The following is a 16502-nucleotide window of genomic DNA, read 5'->3' as shown; positions in this document are numbered from 1 at the left end:
ATCAAAGGAACTTGCGTGCCTCTGCTTCGGTCTGCAAGACCATATCAAGCACCAGCGCGGCAGGGTCAAGGTTGACTGCGCGCCCGTGCCGTGCGCGCGCCCCCAGCCGCTGGGCCAGACCGGCATAGGCGCGCGCGGCCCCATCATGGGGGGCGAGGCGGGCCAGAAGGGCCGCTTCGCCCGGCACCGCTTCCGGCCCAGGTCCCAGAATGCCTGCGCGCGCCAGCCGCGTCAGAAACAACTCATAGAGGGTCAGCAGCAGATCGAACCGTGCGTCATTGCCCTTGCCTGCGGTCATTTCGGCCAGTGCGATGGCCGCTTGCCGGTCCAGCCGTGGCAGTCCTGCAAACAGCGTGACCAGCCGTTGATATATCTCCGCACCACCGCCCTGCGCCAATGACATTGCAGCCCCCACCGACCCGCCGGACAGTTCCGCAAGCGCGGGGGGCGCGTCGGAAATGCCAGCTTGTTCCAGCGCTGAATGCAAGTCCTGCCCCTGCAACGGGTGCAGCCGCAATTCGCGGCAGCGCGACCGGATCGTGGGCAGCAGGCGCGAGGGTTGATGCGCGACCAGCAGCAGGGTGGCATTCGCGGGCGGTTCTTCCAGCGCCTTCAGCAGCGCATTGGCCGCGTTGGCGTTCATGTCGTCGGCGGCATCCACAATCACCACGCGCCGCCCGCCGTCGGTGGCCGACAGCCCGAAAAAGCCGTGCAGTTTGCGCATAACATCCACGGTAATGTCGCGGCGCAGATTGCCCTTGTCATCGCGCCCACGCCGGATGACCAGAAGACCGCCATCCGCGCCCGCGCGCACCCGCCTGACGGTGGGGTGATCTTCGGGCATGTCCAGCGTGTGCGCGGCAGACATACTGTCCCCGTCCAGTGAACTGGCCAGCAGAAACCGCGCGATTTTCCACGCCAGCGTCGCCTTGCCCACCCCGCGCGGGCCACATATCAGCCAGCCATGATGCAACCTGCCGGAATTGCAAGCCTGCAAAAAAGCGCTTTCTGCCCCCTGTTGGCCAAACAGAACGGGCGTCTGGCGCGGGTGCGGCGCACCTTCCAGCTGGTCGGGAAGCGGCAGGTCGGTGGCATCGCTCATGCGCGCGCGTCCATGAAGGCCCGCGTGGCGGCCAGCACATCGGCGCTGATGGCGGCCATGTCGCGGGCACCGTCAACCACCTGCACACGTTCGGGGGACATGCGGGCCAGTTCCAGAAAACCTGCGCGCAGTGTTTGCTGAAATGTTGCGCCCATATCTTCAAACCTGTCCTCGCCGGAATTGCGTGCAAGCCCGCGTGACAATGCGATCTTGGCATCCATGTCGATCACGAAGGTCAGGTCCGGCTCCATGCCTATGACCAGATCATGCAACTGGTCCACCAAAGGGCGCAGACTGGCGCGCGCCGCGCCTTGATACACGCGGGTTGAATCGGCAAACCGGTCCGAAATGACAACGGCCCCGCGCGCCAGTGCAGGCAGAACGGTTTTTTCCAGATGATCGCGGCGCGCGGCATTGAACAGCAGGATTTCGGTTTCGGGCGACCAGCGGTCTGCGGCCCCTTCGACCAGCAGGGCGCGGATGGCCTCGGCCCCGGTTGACCCGCCCGGTTCGCGGGTCAGCACCGTGTCGCGCCCGCCCGCCTGCAAGGCCGCAGCCAAAGCGCGGGCCTGCGTGGATTTGCCCGACCCGTCAATACCTTCGAAGGTCAGGAAAATGCCGGTATCGGGGCGCTTTAGCATGCCTAGTTCATGGCCTCTTGTCCGGCGCCGCGAATTTTGGTGAACAGCCGTGATGCGGCAGCCTGCGCGCGCACGGTGAACCCGCCTTCGGCCACATCTGCGCCTGCGACCAGCGGAATACGCATCTGTGCCATGTCGGGAATGTCTACAAGCAACTCGCCAAGCTGCGTTCCTGCCACAACAGGTGCAGGGATCGGCCCGTCATAGACAACGCGCGCATCCAGATCACGCGCGCCGATGGCAGGCACCAGAATATTCGCTTCCTTGGCGACGACAAGCGGAACGGTGGCTTCCGCACCTAGCCAGACGGGGGCCTGTGCCATGACTTCGTTTTCGCGTGCGATGGTCACTTGTGCGAACTGGCGAAAGGCCCAGTTGATGATCGCTTCGGCTTCCTGCACGCGTGCGCGTTCGCTGTCCAGGCCGCCAAAGGCAAAGATGATGCGACGATCCCCTTGCTGCACTGATCCGGTCAGCGAATAGCCCGCCGCCGAGGTGAAGCCGGTCTTAAGCCCGTCCAGCCCGATCCCCGCATTCAGAAGCGGCACACGGTTGGGTTGGGTTATCCCGCTCCAGGTGAATTCCCGCTCCGACAGGTAAGGGTAATATTGCGGATAGGTCATGATAAGATGTTCGGCCAGAATGCCAAGATCGCGCTTGGACATCAGGTGGTTGGGGTCTGGCCAGCCCGATGCGTTGGCGATGGTGGTGTTGCGCATGCCCAATTCCCGCGCGCGGCGCGTGGCCATTTGCGCAAAGGCATCTTCGGTGCCTGCCAGCCCTTCGGCCACGACGACAGTTGCATCATTGCCCGACAGAACCGCGATCCCGCGGATCAGATCTTCGGCTGTGGGGCGGTCGGTGGGTTCCAGAAACATACGCGACCCGCCCATCTGATAGGCGCGTTGCGATACGGTAAACGTGGTGTCCAGCGACAGGCGTTCATCTTCCAGTGCTTCGAACAGCATCAGCAATGTCATCAGTTTTGACATGGATGCGGGCGGCAGGGGCACATCTGCGGCCTTGTCCAGCAACACGGTTCCCGTGGTCATGTCGCGCACATAGGCTGATGTGGCGTTGGTTTCGAACCCCGCCACAGTTTGGGCCAGCGCCTGCATGCCGGTGCCAGTGCCGGTCAGGCCCAGCCCCGCGCAGGCAAGGCCAAGAAGATGGGTGCGAAGTAAGTTGCGCATCAGGTTGTTCCCGCTTGCTGTCAATCTGTCTTGTCCATGTCTGCACAGGTGCAAGGCAGGCTTTGTGGTGGTGTCGCCGCGTGCCGGTCAGCGGCGCACGGCATAGGCGTCATTGAACCCCAAGGCCTTGACTTGTTCAAGTAGCTGTTGGCGTTCCTGTGATGTTGCCGCAGGCCCTGCCGTAACCCGCCAGAAGGCGTTGCCTTGCGTGCTGCCTGCATGAACGCGGGCGGACAGTCCGGCATTGCCGGCCATTTCCTGCGCGCGGCGCGCGTTTGCTTCGACACTGAAAATGCCAAGCTGGATAAAGGGGCGGTCCAGCGTTGAAGGGGGCGGTGCCGGCTGGGGCGGTGCGGCCGCATCGCGGGTCATAGCCGGGGCAACACTGGCTTGGGCGGGCGGTTGCGCGCCGTCATCCAGCGTGGTGGTTTCAACACCGCCTGCGGGCGTGTCCGGTTGTGTGTCGCGCGAGAAGATGCGCGAGAACAGCCCGCGACGCGGCTGCGCGGACTCTTCTTCAGCGGGCAGGGCGATGGGGGTGTCGTCGCTTTGCTGTGCTGCACTTGCTGTGTCCGCCATGCGTGCGGGGTCTTGTGTCGGCGCCGCAGTGGCGGCTGTGGCCGTTTGTTCGTCATCGGCTTGCGGGGGCGGCGCATCGGGGCCGTCTGCGCCCACGCGGACATCTTCTGTGCGCAGCGCGATCACTTCGATCTGCGTGGGCGCACCGGCCAGCATGGTGACTGCTGCGGCAGCATCGGCGGATACCTGAAACACCGGTCCCGGATTCATGCGTTCGCGCCGGAACAGCGCGCCGATGGTTTCCTGCCCGTTTTCCGTGTTGCGGATGATCACGCGTTCGGGGTCGCGCACATCTGGATGGGCGACCCAGACACCGCCAAGGGACGGACGACCGTCCCACAGACCTGCATCGCGTTTTGAAAAGACATTGGGCGCTTCGATATCGCGTTCGACGGTTTGTGACGTCCCGCGTGGCGCGCTGCTGCTGCCTGATTGACTGCCATTTGTGCCATCCAGGCAGGCCGCAAGACCTATGGTCAGAACCAGACCCACACCAAACCGAAATAAACGACTGCTTTGCATTCCTGCCCTCTTTGCCTTTGATCCGGCCTGATCTTGTGTCAGGTTATCGCATTTGCCGCGCGTCACAGCATGGCTGGGTCTATACACCATGGCGCGTAGTTTCCACAGTCTAAAACCTGCACCCTGATGCCATTTCGACAAGTTTTATCGCCTGCCCACGGGAAGGGAAAGCTACAGTTGCGTGAACGACACAGGGTAGGTCCAGCGCCGTGACGGCGGCAGGCTTTGTGTTATCAAGTGCCTAGCTGTCATCGCGCCAGCGATTGACCAGCGGATACCGCCTGTCCAGCCACAACGCGCGGTTGCTGAGCCGTGGTCCGGGCGCGGACTGATACCGTTTCCATTCCGAGATATAGATCAGATGCTCCACGCGCTTGACAGTGTCGCGGTCAAACCCCTGCGCCACCAGTTCGGCCACGGGCAGATCATTGTCGATCAACCCTTCCAGAATGGCGTCCAGTTCGTCATAGGGCGGCAGGCTGTCGTCATCGCGCTGGTCCTCGCGCAGTTCCGCCGACGGGGGTTTGTCGATAATGCGCGGCGGGATGGCCTGACCTTCGGGGCCTTGCATCCAGTCACGGAAATTGGCATTGCGCCAGCGGCATATCTCGAACACGCGCGATTTATACATATCCTTGATGGGGTTATAGCCGCCATTCATGTCGCCATAGATCGTGGCATATCCCACAGCCAGTTCGGATTTGTTGCCGGTGGTCAACAACAGCGCGCCGGTTTTGTTGGACACTGCCATCAGAATTGTGCCGCGCAAGCGCGATTGCAGGTTTTCTTCGGTCACATCAGGGCTGCGGCCCGCAAACAGCGGCGCAAGCGCGTCCGTCAGTGCGGCGCGTGGCCCTTCTATGCCGACTTCATCCAGCGGCGCCCCAAGGCTGCGCGCCAATGCAGCCGCATCTTCCAGCGAATGCGCGGATGTGTATTCCGACGGCAGCATGATGCAATGCACATTCGCAGCGCCTATCGCATCTGCGGCAATGGTGGCCACAAGCGCCGAATCAACCCCGCCCGACAGGCCCAGCACCACCTTGGAGAAGCCCGATTTGCCCAGATAATCACGCAGCCCCACCATCATCGCGCGGTAATCCTGCTCCAGCGTGTCGGGCAAATGCGCCCGCAGGCCAGCCTCTGCGCGCCACCCGTCGGCCGTGCGGGTGAAGTCCAGCGTGGCAATGGCTTCTTCATGCGCGGGCAGTTGCAGCGCCAGCTTCCCGCCCGGATTCAGCACAAAACTGGCCCCGTCAAAAACCTGATCATCCTGCCCGCCCACAAGGTTCAGATAGACAAGCGGCAGGCCGGTTTCGGTGACGCGCGCCACCATATGGGCCAGCCGTGTGTCGTAACGCCCCCGCGCATAGGGCGACCCGTTGGGCACCAGCAACAACTCTGCGCCCGATTCCGCCAATGCCTCGGCCACGTCATCAAACCATGCATCTTCGCAAATGGGGGTGCCAATGCGCAGCGGACCCGCGACATAGGGGCCGGAAATGTCGCCTGATGCGAACAGGCGTTTTTCGTCGAATACGCTGGTATTGGGCAAATGATGCTTGCGGAGCGTGGCGCGGATTGCACCCCCGCCAAGCACGACCCAGCAGTTATGCAGTGCCCCGTCCTGCATCAGCGGCACACCAATTCCCAGCAGCGGGCCATCAGCGCAATCTTGCGCCAGCTTGTCCAGCGCGGCGCGCAGATCGGCCTGAAAGGCCGGACGCCACACCAGATCCTGTGTCTGGTAGCCCGACAGGAACATTTCCGGCAGCGCCAGCATATCGGCACCCGCATCGCGCGCCTGTTCCCACGCGTCCTGCGCGCGCGCGGCATTTCCGGCTATGTCCCCAAGCACCGGGTTCAGTTGCCCAAGGGTCAGGCGAAAGCGGTCTGTCATGAAATCGTCCCGGCAGCTGATATTTTGGCATCACATATCATGTTGTTCGCCCAAGGAAAGGGGCGCAAGGATAAAGGAAAGCTCTTGCCAGCCTGAATGCCCCTGACTAGGCTCGCGCACAATGAACAGACAGGGAGAATGCGTCATGGCCTTCAGAATGGTCACTGTGCCCGCTTTGGCAGTTGCCTGTGTATTGGCCGTTGCACTTCCCGCCATTGCCCAGGTCGATGGGGTCATGACCCGCCAGTATGAAGATGGCGGCATCTATGAAGGCGAATTCCGCGACGGGTTGCAGCATGGGCAAGGCACTTACCGGCTGCCCAACGGGTTTGAATATAGCGGCAACTGGGTTGATGGTGAAATCAGCGGTCAGGGTGTCGCGCGCTACCCGTCAGGGGCTGTCTATGACGGGGAATTCAGCGCAGGCCGCCCGCATGGCACGGGCCGCATGACATTCGCGGACGGGTCCACCTATGAAGGGGACTGGCTGGATGGTGCGATTGACGGGCAGGGCAGCCGCGTGTTTGCAAATGCCTCTGTCTATGAAGGGACATTTGTTGCGGGCCAGCCGCATGGCACCGGCGTTCTGAACCGCCCCGATGGCTACCGCTATGAAGGGGACTGGGCAGACGGTCAGCGTCAGGGGCAGGGGCGCATCACCTATCCTGATGGCGCGGTGTATGAGGGCGGCATGCAGGCGGATTTGCGCCACGGCACCGGCACACTGACGCGCCCTGACGGATTGGTTTATGACGGAAGCTGGGCCGACGGGCAGTTGTCAGGCGAAGGTGTGCTGACCCAGCCCAACGGCGATGTGCATACCGGCGAATTTCGTGACGGCCAGCGCCACGGCCCCGCGCGGGTTGAGCAGGCCGACGGGCTGGTGTTTGAAGGGCAGTTCGTCAATGACCAGCGCGACGGCGAGGGGCGGCTGACGGGGCCTGACGGCTACCTGTATGAAGGCACATGGATTGCGGGCCGCATTGAAGGGACTGGTCGCCTGACCCAGCCGGACGGGTCGGTCTATGAAGGGCAGTTCCGAAATGGTCTGCCGGACGGGCAGGGCCAGATCACCTATGCGGACGGGTCCAGCTATGAGGGCGAATGGTCCGACGGGCAGTTCCACGGCCAAGGGCGCGCGGTTTATGCGGACGGGTCAGAATATGAAGGCCAGTTTGTGCGGGGGCTGTCTGACGGCGAAGGGGAAATAACCTTTGCAGACGGGCGTGTTTATCGCGGCAGTTTCGCAGGCGGCGAATTGCACGGTCAGGGAGAGATGAGCTATCCTGACGGGTCTGTGTATGTCGGCGGTTTTTCCGAAGGGGCGCGCGACGGGCAGGGCCGGATTGAACTGGCAGACGGTTTCAGCTATGAGGGGGAATGGTCCGCCGGCCGGATCGAGGGGCAGGGTATTGCCACCTATGATACCGGCGACATATACGAGGGAGAGTTCCGTGATGGCCAGCGTCATGGTCAGGGAACCTTGCGCTATGCCACAGGCGAAATATTGTCCGGTGACTGGGAGGACGGTCGTATGACCGTGCGCGACGGCGAGTGATCGGTTCGCGCGCACACCGGACAAGTCAGGCCGCCTTCGGGCGGTCTGATGCATTTTTGGGGTGCGGCAAATTTCGCGGGCCGGGCGGGCGTGCGGCACCACCATAGGCAGGGCGTGCCAGCATTCAGAACCCTGCGGCGCGTTACCAGCACCATATGCGGTGGGAATGCAGTGTTATCGTAGGGTTGGCACTTGATGCATAGCATTAAAAAAACCGCTCAAGGCGTTGGCCTGAAGCGGTTTTTTAAGTTTCGCATGGTGCCCAGGAGAGGACTCGAACCTCCACGCCCTTACGGGCACTAGCACCTGAAGCTAGCGCGTCTACCAGTTCCGCCACCTGGGCAGGTTGCGTGAGGAGGTGTTTATGGCGCGGCGCTTGCACTGTCAACGGGGGAAATGAAGGAAAAATGCCGCGCATGAAAAAAACCGTTCGGGCTTGTCGTGCGCCCGGTGCAGGGCTATTGATGCAGGCATGAAATCCACAGGTATTGAACCTCAGGCGGAGGGCGCACCATGACGCAGCTTGTTACCATTTTTGGCGGGTCCGGCTTTGTCGGCCGATATATTGCGCGGCGTATGGCAAAGGCGGGCTGGCGTGTGCGCGTGGCTGTGCGCAGGCCCAATCAGGCGCTGCATGTCAAACCTTATGGCGCGGTCGGGCAGGTGGAACCGGTATTTTGCAATATTCGCGATGATGCGTCAGTTCAGGCCGTCATGCAGGGTGCGGATGCGGTTGTGAATTGCGTGGGCATTCTGGGCGAAGTCGGGCGCAACCGCTTCGATGCGGTTCAGGCCGAAGGTGCGGGACGGATTGCGCGCATTGCCGCGCAATTGCAGGTCGCACGGCTGGTGCATGTGTCGGCAATCGGGGCTGATGCGCAATCCGACAGCCTGTATCAGCGCAGCAAGGCCGAAGGCGAAGCGCAGGTTATCCAGCATTTTCCGGGTGCCGTGATTCTGCGCCCGTCGATCATTTTCGGGGTCGAGGATCAGTTTTTCAACCGCTTTGCCGCGATGACCCGTTTTTCACCATTCCTGCCTGTTGTCGGCGCGGACACACGCTTTCAGCCGGTCTATGTCGATGATGTCGCCAAGGCGGCGGAAGCGGCCCTAAGCCGCGACATTGCCGCCGGTGTGTATGAACTGGGCGGGCCGGACCGTGCGCCATTCCGCGACCTGATGCAAACAATGCTGGCGGAAATCCGGCGCAACCGCATCATCGTGAACGTGCCGTTTTTCGTGGCGGGCATCATGGGGCGCGCGCTGGATATTGCGCAAATGGTGTCGTTGGGGCTGTTTACGAACACGATTCTGACGCGCGATCAGGTTCGCAACCTGCGGCGCGACAATCTGGTCAGTGATGATGCGCTTGGGTTGTCCGATCTGGGCATCGTCCCAACGCCCATGAGTGCTGTATTGCCATCATATCTGTGGATTCACCGGCAGGGCGGCCAATACAAGGCCATTCATGAATCCGCCGAACAGTTGCGCAATAGCGGGCATTGACAGCAGGGCGGAAGGGCAGCCCATGGAGGCAGGCCACCCTTCCTCTTCGGGGTCAGCGCGGCAGCAGGACTTTGTCCACAACGTGAATCACGCCGTTGGACTGGTTCATATTGGAAGTGGTTACCCGTCCTGCATTCCCGGACTGGCCATAAACCCGAAGGGTTCTGCCCCGAACCTGTGCGCTAGAGCATGTTGCTCAAAAGTGGGAACCGGTTTTGAGCTTCTCGAACATGCGAAATCAATAAGTTAGAGCATGTCTCGTGAATGCGAATGAACGTGACATGCTCTAGGGGCGCGCCCGATATCGTTTGCATATTTGCGTGTCCCATGTTCGATGAACGGTCGCTCGGACATGAAAGTTTCAGAAATATGCCGTGAAATGCGCGGCCCTCAGCTTTCGCTGAGTTCCGCAACCGCCAGCACGTCACCGGTCGGCAGCCCCGTGGGTGACCCGCCTGCGGGTTCCAGACTGATTGCCAGCACCTGCCCTTGCGCAAGCTGGGCAGGCAGGGACAGTTCTGCGGCACGCACCACCCCAAGCGAGCGCGGAACCTCGGTTTCGTCAATCACCCATAATTCATAGTCAAGATCCGCGCCTGCATCCTGCCCGCGCAGGGTGACGCGCAGTTCCGTGGCCGCGACATCAAAGCGCGCCTGCAACACCAGTTCACGGTCGGTGGCGACCAGTTCCGCCTGAAGCACCGGCCCGGTAGGCGGCGCGGCGGGCACAAATACCAGAATGGCCACGCCAATCGCTGCCGCAACCGCAGTCCCCGACAGCAAGCCCCAGAACCATGATTTGCGGCTGCGTTGTTGCGGGGCGGGGAATAGCTGCGCTTCGATCTGCGGCATCAGGTCGGGGGCGTCTGCATTTTCATATAGCTCGTTCAGGGGCGCAAGGCGGGCTTCCCATGCCTGCACAAGCTGTGCAAAATTTCCGTCAACCGCGCAGCGGCCCTTGGCTGCCTGCCAGTCGTCACCATCCAGCAGGCCAAGCACATATTCTGCGGCCAGCACGTCATCATCGGGGATCGGGGTTTGTGGTGTCTGTTCGCTCATTTTTCCAGACACTCCTTCAGGCTGATCAAGGCCCGTCTCAACCAGGTGCGCATCGTATTCAGCGGCACATCGAACCGGCTTGCGAGTTCCTGATAGCTTAACCCTTGCAGATAGGCCCCCTGAACGGCGGTTGCGCGATCTTCCGGCAGCTCCTTGATGCAGGCGACCACCCGCAGCATTTCCATGCGCGCAAGCGATTGTTCTTCGGCGCCGGGGGTCGGGTCTGGCAGGCGCGCGATCGGGTCATCGTGGTCATCACCGGAATACCCGCCCGAGGGGGTGGTTCGCAGCCTTGCAGGACGCGACGCCCGCAAGCAATCGAGTGCATGATTTCGCGTTACAGCGCAGATCCAGCCCATTCCGGTCCCTTTTTCGGGGTCAAAGGCCGCTGCACGATTCCAGATCTTTATCATGACATCTTGCAATGCATCTTCTGCATCGGGCCTGTTACCCAACATACGCATCAGAATGCCCATCAGTTTCGGGGCGGCCTGACTATACAGCGCCCGAAGCGCGTTTTTGTCCTGCCGCGTGATGCGGTTCAGCAGATGCGCTATGTCGTCAGCCACAATAGTAAGACCCTTTTGCCCGATCATCGCAAGCCTGCGCCCGACGATATTGTATTGCTGCCCGTTCCAGGATCATGATTCAAGTCGCAATCGCAATTCGCGCAGCACTGGAACCGTCTGGCGAACGCGGTCTTCGCCCAGCGTTTTTGCAATATCATCAATCAGCGGGCTTATCGCGGCAAGGGCGGCATCGCGTGCCGCGCGCCCCGCAGGGCTGATGGCGACCATTTTACGCCGCGCATCGTCCCAGTCGGGGCGGATATGGACGTAACCTGCCCATTCCAGCTTGTTCAATGTGTTGGTCATTGCGCCGCGTGTCACATGAAAGGCGCGCGCCAGTTCTGCGGGGCTGCGTTCCGCCTGCTGGCGCGCAAGCAGGTTCAGCACACCGAAATGTGACAGCTCCATCCCCTTTGGCAACACTTTGGACAGGCGGTTGCGGGCCAGTTGATCTGCCATCAGCAATTCACTGAAAAGGGCGTTCGCCAGATCTGAACGCGGTGCAGATGTCATGGGTGTGCCGGTCCTTCGATGGGTCTGTCGTGGAACAATGCGGGAATGCGTCCGCGCGCGCCCACAATCTGGTCGAGATCGAGTGTCACAAACCCTACACCCGGTTGCGTGCCCATATCCAGCAACACCTCGCCCCACGGGCTTACGGCAAGGGAATGGCCATAGGTCTGGCGCGGTTTGCCTTCATGTGCCGCATGCTGGCCGGTTTGCGCAGGCGCCAGCACAAAACACCCCGTTTCAATGGCCCGTGCACGCAGCAACACATGCCAATGCGCGGCCCCCGTCACCGGACTGAATGCGGCGGGCACGGTCAGAATTTCTGCACCCGCCTGCGCAAGTGCGCGGTAAAGATAGGCAAAGCGCAGGTCATAACAAACGCTTAGTCCAATACAGGCCAGGTCGGTATCGGCCAGAACCGCGTGTGTGCCCGGCCTGAAGCCGGACGATTCGCGGTAGGATTCGGCCTCTGACACCTGCACGTCGAACATATGAACCTTGTCATAGCGCGCAGCGATTGTGCCATCCGGGGCGATCAGGAAAGACCGGTTGGCAAAGCGCCCGTCCGCATCATGTGTTTTCAGCGCCAATGATCCGATCAGCACCCAGATTTGCAACTCGCGCGCGGCATCGCGCAGTGTGGCAAGGGTTATGTCGCTGTCTTCGTGTTGCAAGACATTGTTTTGATGCGCGCGCGAGGAGGATACACAATTGGTCACTTCCGGTGTCAGGGCGATATGCGCCCCGCCTGCGGCGGCTTCATGCAGATAATCCAGTGTGACCGGCAGGTTTGCGGCAGGGTCGTCGCCGGAATTCAGTTGCAGAAGTGCCGCGCGCAACCCCATCGCATTATCCCTTCAGCAAGGGATCAAGTTTTCCCGCACGTTCCAGCGCATACAGCTCGTCACAGCCGCCGACATGGGTTTGCCCGATGAAGATTTGCGGCACAGTATGCCGTCCGGCTGCGCGTTTCATCATCTCGGCGCGACGGTCCGGGGTGCGGCTTAGGTCGATTTCCGTGAAGCTGGCCCCTTTGGACGTCAGCAGGCGTTTCGCTGAATGGCAAAAGCCGCATAGCGGCGAGGTATAAATTTCAATCGGTTGCATCGCGGGCGTCCTGTCGTTTCGGGCTGCGCCGCACTATAGCCGATCATGGCGTATGTGCAACGCGCGCCAGTGCGATGACACGAACCGACGCCGCCCCGCGTGCCAGCAGCGTATCACTTGCCGCCGCAAATGTCGCCCCTGCGGTCATGACATCATCCACCAGCAGGATGTGACGGCCTGTGATGCGATGCGCCTGTCGCGGGTTCGCGCGGAACGCCCCTTCGACATTTGCAAACCGGCCCATACGCCCGCGCCCGTCCTGTGTGCCGGTATAGCGGTGGCGAATCAGCAAATCAGGACAATGCGCAAGGTGCAGGTTGCGGGCCAATGCGCAGGACAGAACCGCCGCCTGATTATAGCGTCGTTTCAGCAGGCGCAGCCAATGCAGCGGGACGGGTGCAACCAGCATGTCCGGCTGCACCATTGGTCGCGCAACCCGTGCCAGCCATTTCCCCGCGACAGGGGCGTGGTCCAGCCGGTCATGATATTTCAGCCCCAGCAGGATCTGGCGCGCCTTGTCGCCATAGACCATCACTGCGCGCCCCTGTTCCCATGGCCGCGCAAGGGTCAGGCAGTCATCGCAGATCACATCCCAGTCCGCTGCGCTGTCGCCGGGCAGGGGGGTGCCGCACAGGTTGCAGCATTGTCCGAAAATAAAGCCGGTGTCGCGCCAGCACGCGGGACACAGCGCACCTTGTTCTTCGACCAGCGTGTCGCAGGTCATGCATTGCGGCGGATAGACCGCGTGCAGCAGGCGCGTGGCAAATGTTCTGCCGGTGACGTGCAGCCGCTGCATGGTCTTTTGCCTTTCCAAGCGAACTCTCCTACATAAAGGGTCGTTGATACGACCACAGGCCCATTCATGACCCGCACCACCCCGCCAGAATTGACAGACCGGCCCGCCTTGCTGCGCAACCGCGCGCGGGCATCCGCGACGCGCCAAGTCCCCTTCCTGCACCAGCTTGCACAAGAGGAACTTCAGTTTCGTCTGGATATGGTTAACAGACCGTTTAATGCGCCCGCCATAATCACGGGTTTGCCGCAGGTCTGGGCGGATTTCTTGCCAGATGCGCGCGTCGTTGCCGATGATCCCGTGCTGGATCTGCAAGAGGGCGCGCATGATCTGGTGCTGCATGTGATGGCGCTGCACTGGGCATCGGACCCTGTGGGCCAGTTGGTGCAGGCGCGGCGTGCCCTGCGCCCTGACGGGCTGTTCCTTGGGGTGATGTTTGGCGGCCAGACCTTGTCGGAATTGCGCAGCGCGCTTGCACAAGCCGAATCGGACCTGACGGGCGGATTGTCCCCAAGAGTGGTGCCAATGGCCGAAATCCGCGACCTGGGTGCGTTGTTGCAGCGTTCCGGAATGGCCTTGCCGGTCGCAGATTCGCTAACCCAGTCGGTTGCGTATAGCAGCCTGCAACGCTTGTTCGATGATCTGCGCGAGATGGGCGAACGCAACGCATTGGCCGCGCGTCGTCGCAGTCTTAGCCCCCCTGCGCTGTTTCGACGCACAGAGCAAAATTACGCCGCGCATTACGCCGATGACAGCGGGCGCCTACGGGCCACATATGAGCTTATCTTCCTGATAGGATGGGCGCCAGACGACAGCCAGCCGCGCCCGCTGCGGCCCGGTTCTGCCAAAATGTCACTGGCAGATGCACTGGGAAGTGTGGAAACGCCGCTGCCAGATCAGGTGAAAATCCCCGGCAATGATTGATTCCGCAAGAAAAACAGTTATGTCAGCTTCAAATATCTGAACATACCGGAATGAAAGACCCTGCCATGCTTGATGCAAAGCTACAGTCTACGGCGCACGGCTGCCCTGCCCATATGGATCATCCGGGAGAGGGGCGTCTGGCCCATGCGGGAGCAGATCATCCCCCCGTGCCACAGGCCAAGATCGGGGTGTTGCTGGCCAATCTGGGGACGCCGGATAATTACGATTACTGGTCCATGCGGCGCTACCTGAATGAATTTCTGTCAGACAAGCGCGTGATAGATTACCCCGCATGGAAATGGCAGCCGCTTTTGCAACTGATCATCCTGACCAAACGACCCTTCACATCGGGGGCGAATTACAAATCCATCTGGAACCATGACAAGGGCGAAAGCCCGCTGATGACCATTACAAAAGACCAGACCGCCAGCATCGCAAAGGCGATTGCCACGCAGTTTGGCGATAACGTCATGGTGGATTTCTGCATGCGCTATGGCAACCCGTCCACGCAATCCAAGGTGGATGAAATGGTCAAGGCAGGGTGCGAAAAGATTCTGTTCTTTCCGCTATATCCGCATTACGCGGGCGCGACATCTGCGACCGCCTGTGACCAGTTCTTTCGCGCCCTGATGGACCAAAAATGGCAGCCCGCGGCCCGCACGGTCGCACCCTATTTCGACCACCCTGCCTATATTTCCGCTTTGGCCAAATCGGTGCAGGACACCTATGACCAGATGAACGAGAAACCAGAGGTCCTGGTGGCATCCTACCATGGCATGCCGAAACGCTATCTGCTTCAGGGGGACCCCTATCATTGCCAATGCCAGAAAACCACGCGGTTGCTACGCGAGGCACTGGGCTGGGAAAAGGACAAGGTTCAGACTACATTCCAGTCGGTTTTTGGAACAGAAGAATGGTTGCGCCCCTATACTGTGGAACATGTTGCCGATCTGGCGCGGCAGGGCGTGAAGCGGCTTGCGATTGTGGCACCGGCATTTTCTGCGGATTGCATCGAGACGCTGGAAGAAATCAACGAAGAAATCCGCGAAAGTTTCGAGCACGCGGGCGGGGAACAGTTTACATATATCCCCTGCCTGAATGATGATCCTGCGCATGTGGATGCGCTTGTTCAGGTGATCGCGTCCAACCTGTCGGGCTGGACCTGACAATTCTGCGGTGCCAGTGGTTGACCGCATTTCAGAAAATTCGGGGAAATCGGGCTGATAGATGCGACTTGATCGGGCGTGATACTACAATGGTCCGGTCATCGCGCCCGCGATTTGCCGAAGTCGGATAGCGTGGCAGTGATTTTCTTGCAAAAATGAAAAATGGCGGGCACAAGGCCCGCCATTTCTACGAAACCAAGGTTTCGTAACTTATTTTGCGGCAACAGCTGCAGCCACAACCAAAAGCAGCATCAGCGGAACGATGATGCCAGCCGAGGAAGAGCTTGTGTCTTCAACGATAACTGCTGGTTCAACAACGGGTTCTGCATACTTGCTACCCATACCACCAGCGAAAGCCGAAGTGGCAGCCATGGACAGTGCTGCTGCGAGTGCGATCTTTTTCATAGTAACCTCCAGTATTTACCTGCAACCCAATCATTGGGCACAGGCACCCAAGACGAAATGTCGTGATCTCGGTAAAACCACTTTCGATCGCGAAACGCAACGGCCAGTTGTCAAGCCTTGTGCAGGATTTTGCGGAAATCGTCAAATTCGCAACACTTTCGCGCCGTATTTGAACTGTTGACGACGAGTCATCGCGTAAGCATCCTGCTTCAGTAGTTGCATAACTGTCAAAACACAGCTGATCACGGCTAGTTGTGTTTGAAAACCCCGCGCGTAAGGGCTATGCAGCACCCTGTCGCGAAAAGGATGAATCTGGATATGTTGCGGACTATTGTTATATCTTTGCTTGGTGCGCTGTTTCTGGCTGCATGTGATGTGTCACCTGTTGCCATGCGCATGGGGCCGGACGGCAAGCCGGTTCCGGCTGTATATCGAATCAGTCAAAGTGATGCGCCGCGCGTGCGCCAGCGTATGCAGGACGGCCTGAACACGATGCGTTCGCAGCACGGTCAGCCGCCACTTCAGGGCAATGCCGAACTGGCCAGCGCTGCGGCAACGCACGCGCAGGACATGTCATTCCAAAGCCGCCCGTGGCATTGGGGGTCGGACGGGTCCAGCCCGATGCAACGTGCGCAACGTGCGGGCTATCAGGGGACGTTCGTGGGCGAGATGGTTTCGGAAACCTTCGAGACAGAAATTGAAACTGTAACAGCATGGATGCAGGAACCGGAAACCCGCGCAGTCATTCTGGACAGCAGCGCGCGTGATGTGGGCGTGGGCTGGCATCAGGATGGCAACGGAAAACTGTGGTGGGTGGTTGTGCTGGGTGAACCCGGTGCGGGTTTCCAGATGGCCGGGCGTTAAGACCTGAGTTGCACCTGCAAGATACCACAGAAACGAAGCCGCGCCCGAAGGGACGCGGCTTTTTCTATGGTTGGGGCGTTTAGGAATTTGGCGCAAACGCAGGC

17 protein-coding genes, 1 tRNA gene and 1 pseudogene are annotated in these 16502 nt (G+C 60.6%); 5 read left to right on the top strand and 14 right to left on the bottom strand.

Going from position 1 to position 16502, the window contains the following annotated elements:
- Position 1: 1 nt before the first annotated feature.
- From P8S53_RS13655 to P8S53_RS13635, 5 genes are all read right to left on the bottom strand, one after another.
- Positions 2-1102 carry a DNA polymerase III subunit delta' gene (locus P8S53_RS13655; protein ID WP_277804518.1) on the bottom strand — a complete coding sequence of 367 codons (1101 nt, stop codon included), beginning with the start codon at positions 1100-1102 and terminating at the stop codon, positions 2-4.
- Positions 1099-1743 (bottom strand): dTMP kinase, encoded by a 645-nt coding sequence (gene tmk / locus P8S53_RS13650; RefSeq protein WP_277804517.1) that lies wholly within the window; start codon positions 1741-1743, stop codon positions 1099-1101. The genes P8S53_RS13655 and tmk overlap by 4 nt, the downstream gene beginning before the upstream one ends.
- Positions 1744-1745: 2 nt before the next feature.
- A complete protein-coding gene (locus P8S53_RS13645) occupies positions 1746-2936 on the bottom strand; it encodes a D-alanyl-D-alanine carboxypeptidase family protein (protein WP_277804516.1) in 1191 nt (396 codons plus the stop codon).
- An 87-nt stretch (positions 2937-3023) separates the two neighbouring features.
- A complete protein-coding gene (locus P8S53_RS13640; protein ID WP_277804515.1) occupies positions 3024-4037 on the bottom strand; it encodes an SPOR domain-containing protein in 1014 nt (337 codons plus the stop codon).
- A gap of 241 nt (positions 4038-4278) precedes the next feature.
- A complete protein-coding gene (locus tag P8S53_RS13635) occupies positions 4279-5937 on the bottom strand; it encodes an NAD+ synthase (RefSeq protein WP_277804514.1) in 1659 nt (552 codons plus the stop codon).
- A 145-nt stretch (positions 5938-6082) separates the two neighbouring features.
- Between P8S53_RS13635 and P8S53_RS13630 the strand changes: the two genes are divergently transcribed.
- Positions 6083-7495 carry a hypothetical protein gene (locus P8S53_RS13630; protein ID WP_277804513.1) on the top strand — a complete coding sequence of 471 codons (1413 nt, stop codon included), beginning with the start codon at positions 6083-6085 and terminating at the stop codon, positions 7493-7495.
- Between the two features lie 256 nt (positions 7496-7751).
- Here the strand turns inward: P8S53_RS13630 and P8S53_RS13625 are convergent.
- Positions 7752-7838: transfer RNA gene (locus P8S53_RS13625), tRNA-Leu, on the bottom strand.
- Between the two features lie 170 nt (positions 7839-8008).
- On the opposite strand from P8S53_RS13625, the gene P8S53_RS13620 reads away from it, so the two are divergent.
- Complete coding sequence (locus P8S53_RS13620) at positions 8009-9001, top strand: complex I NDUFA9 subunit family protein (protein WP_277804512.1); 993 nt, start codon at positions 8009-8011, stop codon at positions 8999-9001.
- A gap of 52 nt (positions 9002-9053) precedes the next feature.
- Here the strand turns inward: P8S53_RS13620 and P8S53_RS21335 are convergent.
- The 7 genes and pseudogenes from P8S53_RS21335 to P8S53_RS13590 all read right to left on the bottom strand — a co-directional run.
- A pseudogene (locus P8S53_RS21335) lies at positions 9054-9140 on the bottom strand (fasciclin domain-containing protein); the annotation flags it as partial.
- A gap of 251 nt (positions 9141-9391) precedes the next feature.
- The gene (locus tag P8S53_RS13615) at positions 9392-10060 is read right to left on the bottom strand and encodes an anti-sigma factor domain-containing protein (RefSeq protein WP_277804511.1); all 669 of its coding nucleotides are present in this window, start codon (positions 10058-10060) and stop codon (positions 9392-9394) included.
- A complete protein-coding gene (locus P8S53_RS13610; RefSeq protein ID WP_277804510.1) occupies positions 10057-10629 on the bottom strand; it encodes a sigma-70 family RNA polymerase sigma factor in 573 nt (190 codons plus the stop codon). Before P8S53_RS13610 ends, P8S53_RS13615 begins: the two co-directional genes overlap by 4 nt.
- A gap of 72 nt (positions 10630-10701) precedes the next feature.
- A complete protein-coding gene (locus tag P8S53_RS13605) occupies positions 10702-11142 on the bottom strand; it encodes a MarR family winged helix-turn-helix transcriptional regulator (protein WP_277804509.1) in 441 nt (146 codons plus the stop codon).
- On the bottom strand, positions 11139-11978 hold the full coding sequence (locus tag P8S53_RS13600; RefSeq protein ID WP_306417937.1) for a carbon-nitrogen hydrolase family protein: 840 nt from the start codon (positions 11976-11978) through the stop codon (positions 11139-11141). The genes P8S53_RS13605 and P8S53_RS13600 overlap by 4 nt, the downstream gene beginning before the upstream one ends.
- A gap of 10 nt (positions 11979-11988) precedes the next feature.
- A complete protein-coding gene (grxC, locus tag P8S53_RS13595) occupies positions 11989-12246 on the bottom strand; it encodes a glutaredoxin 3 (protein WP_277804507.1) in 258 nt (85 codons plus the stop codon).
- Positions 12247-12289: 43 nt separating this feature from the next.
- Positions 12290-13042, bottom strand: coding sequence for a ComF family protein (locus tag P8S53_RS13590; protein ID WP_373418526.1), 753 nt, complete (start codon positions 13040-13042; stop codon positions 12290-12292).
- A 66-nt stretch (positions 13043-13108) separates the two neighbouring features.
- Between P8S53_RS13590 and P8S53_RS13585 the strand changes: the two genes are divergently transcribed.
- A complete protein-coding gene (locus P8S53_RS13585) occupies positions 13109-13963 on the top strand; it encodes a methyltransferase domain-containing protein (protein ID WP_277804505.1) in 855 nt (284 codons plus the stop codon).
- 65 nt (positions 13964-14028) lie between these two features.
- On the top strand, positions 14029-15129 hold the full coding sequence (gene hemH / locus P8S53_RS13580) for a ferrochelatase (RefSeq protein WP_373418525.1): 1101 nt from the start codon (positions 14029-14031) through the stop codon (positions 15127-15129).
- Between the two features lie 210 nt (positions 15130-15339).
- Here hemH and P8S53_RS13575 read toward each other — a convergent pair whose 3' ends face one another.
- Complete coding sequence (locus tag P8S53_RS13575) at positions 15340-15534, bottom strand: hypothetical protein (protein ID WP_277804504.1); 195 nt, start codon at positions 15532-15534, stop codon at positions 15340-15342.
- Positions 15535-15852: 318 nt separating this feature from the next.
- Here P8S53_RS13575 and P8S53_RS13570 point away from each other — a divergent pair, with 318 nt between their 5' ends.
- Positions 15853-16398, top strand: a complete 546-nt coding sequence (locus tag P8S53_RS13570; RefSeq protein WP_277804503.1) for a CAP domain-containing protein — start codon at positions 15853-15855, stop codon at positions 16396-16398.
- Positions 16399-16502: the final 104 nt, after the last annotated feature.

This window comes from Roseinatronobacter sp. S2, from assembly GCF_029581395.1.
Classification (GTDB): Bacteria; Pseudomonadota; Alphaproteobacteria; order Rhodobacterales; family Rhodobacteraceae; genus Roseinatronobacter.
This window is presented reverse-complemented; position numbering and strand designations above follow the sequence as displayed.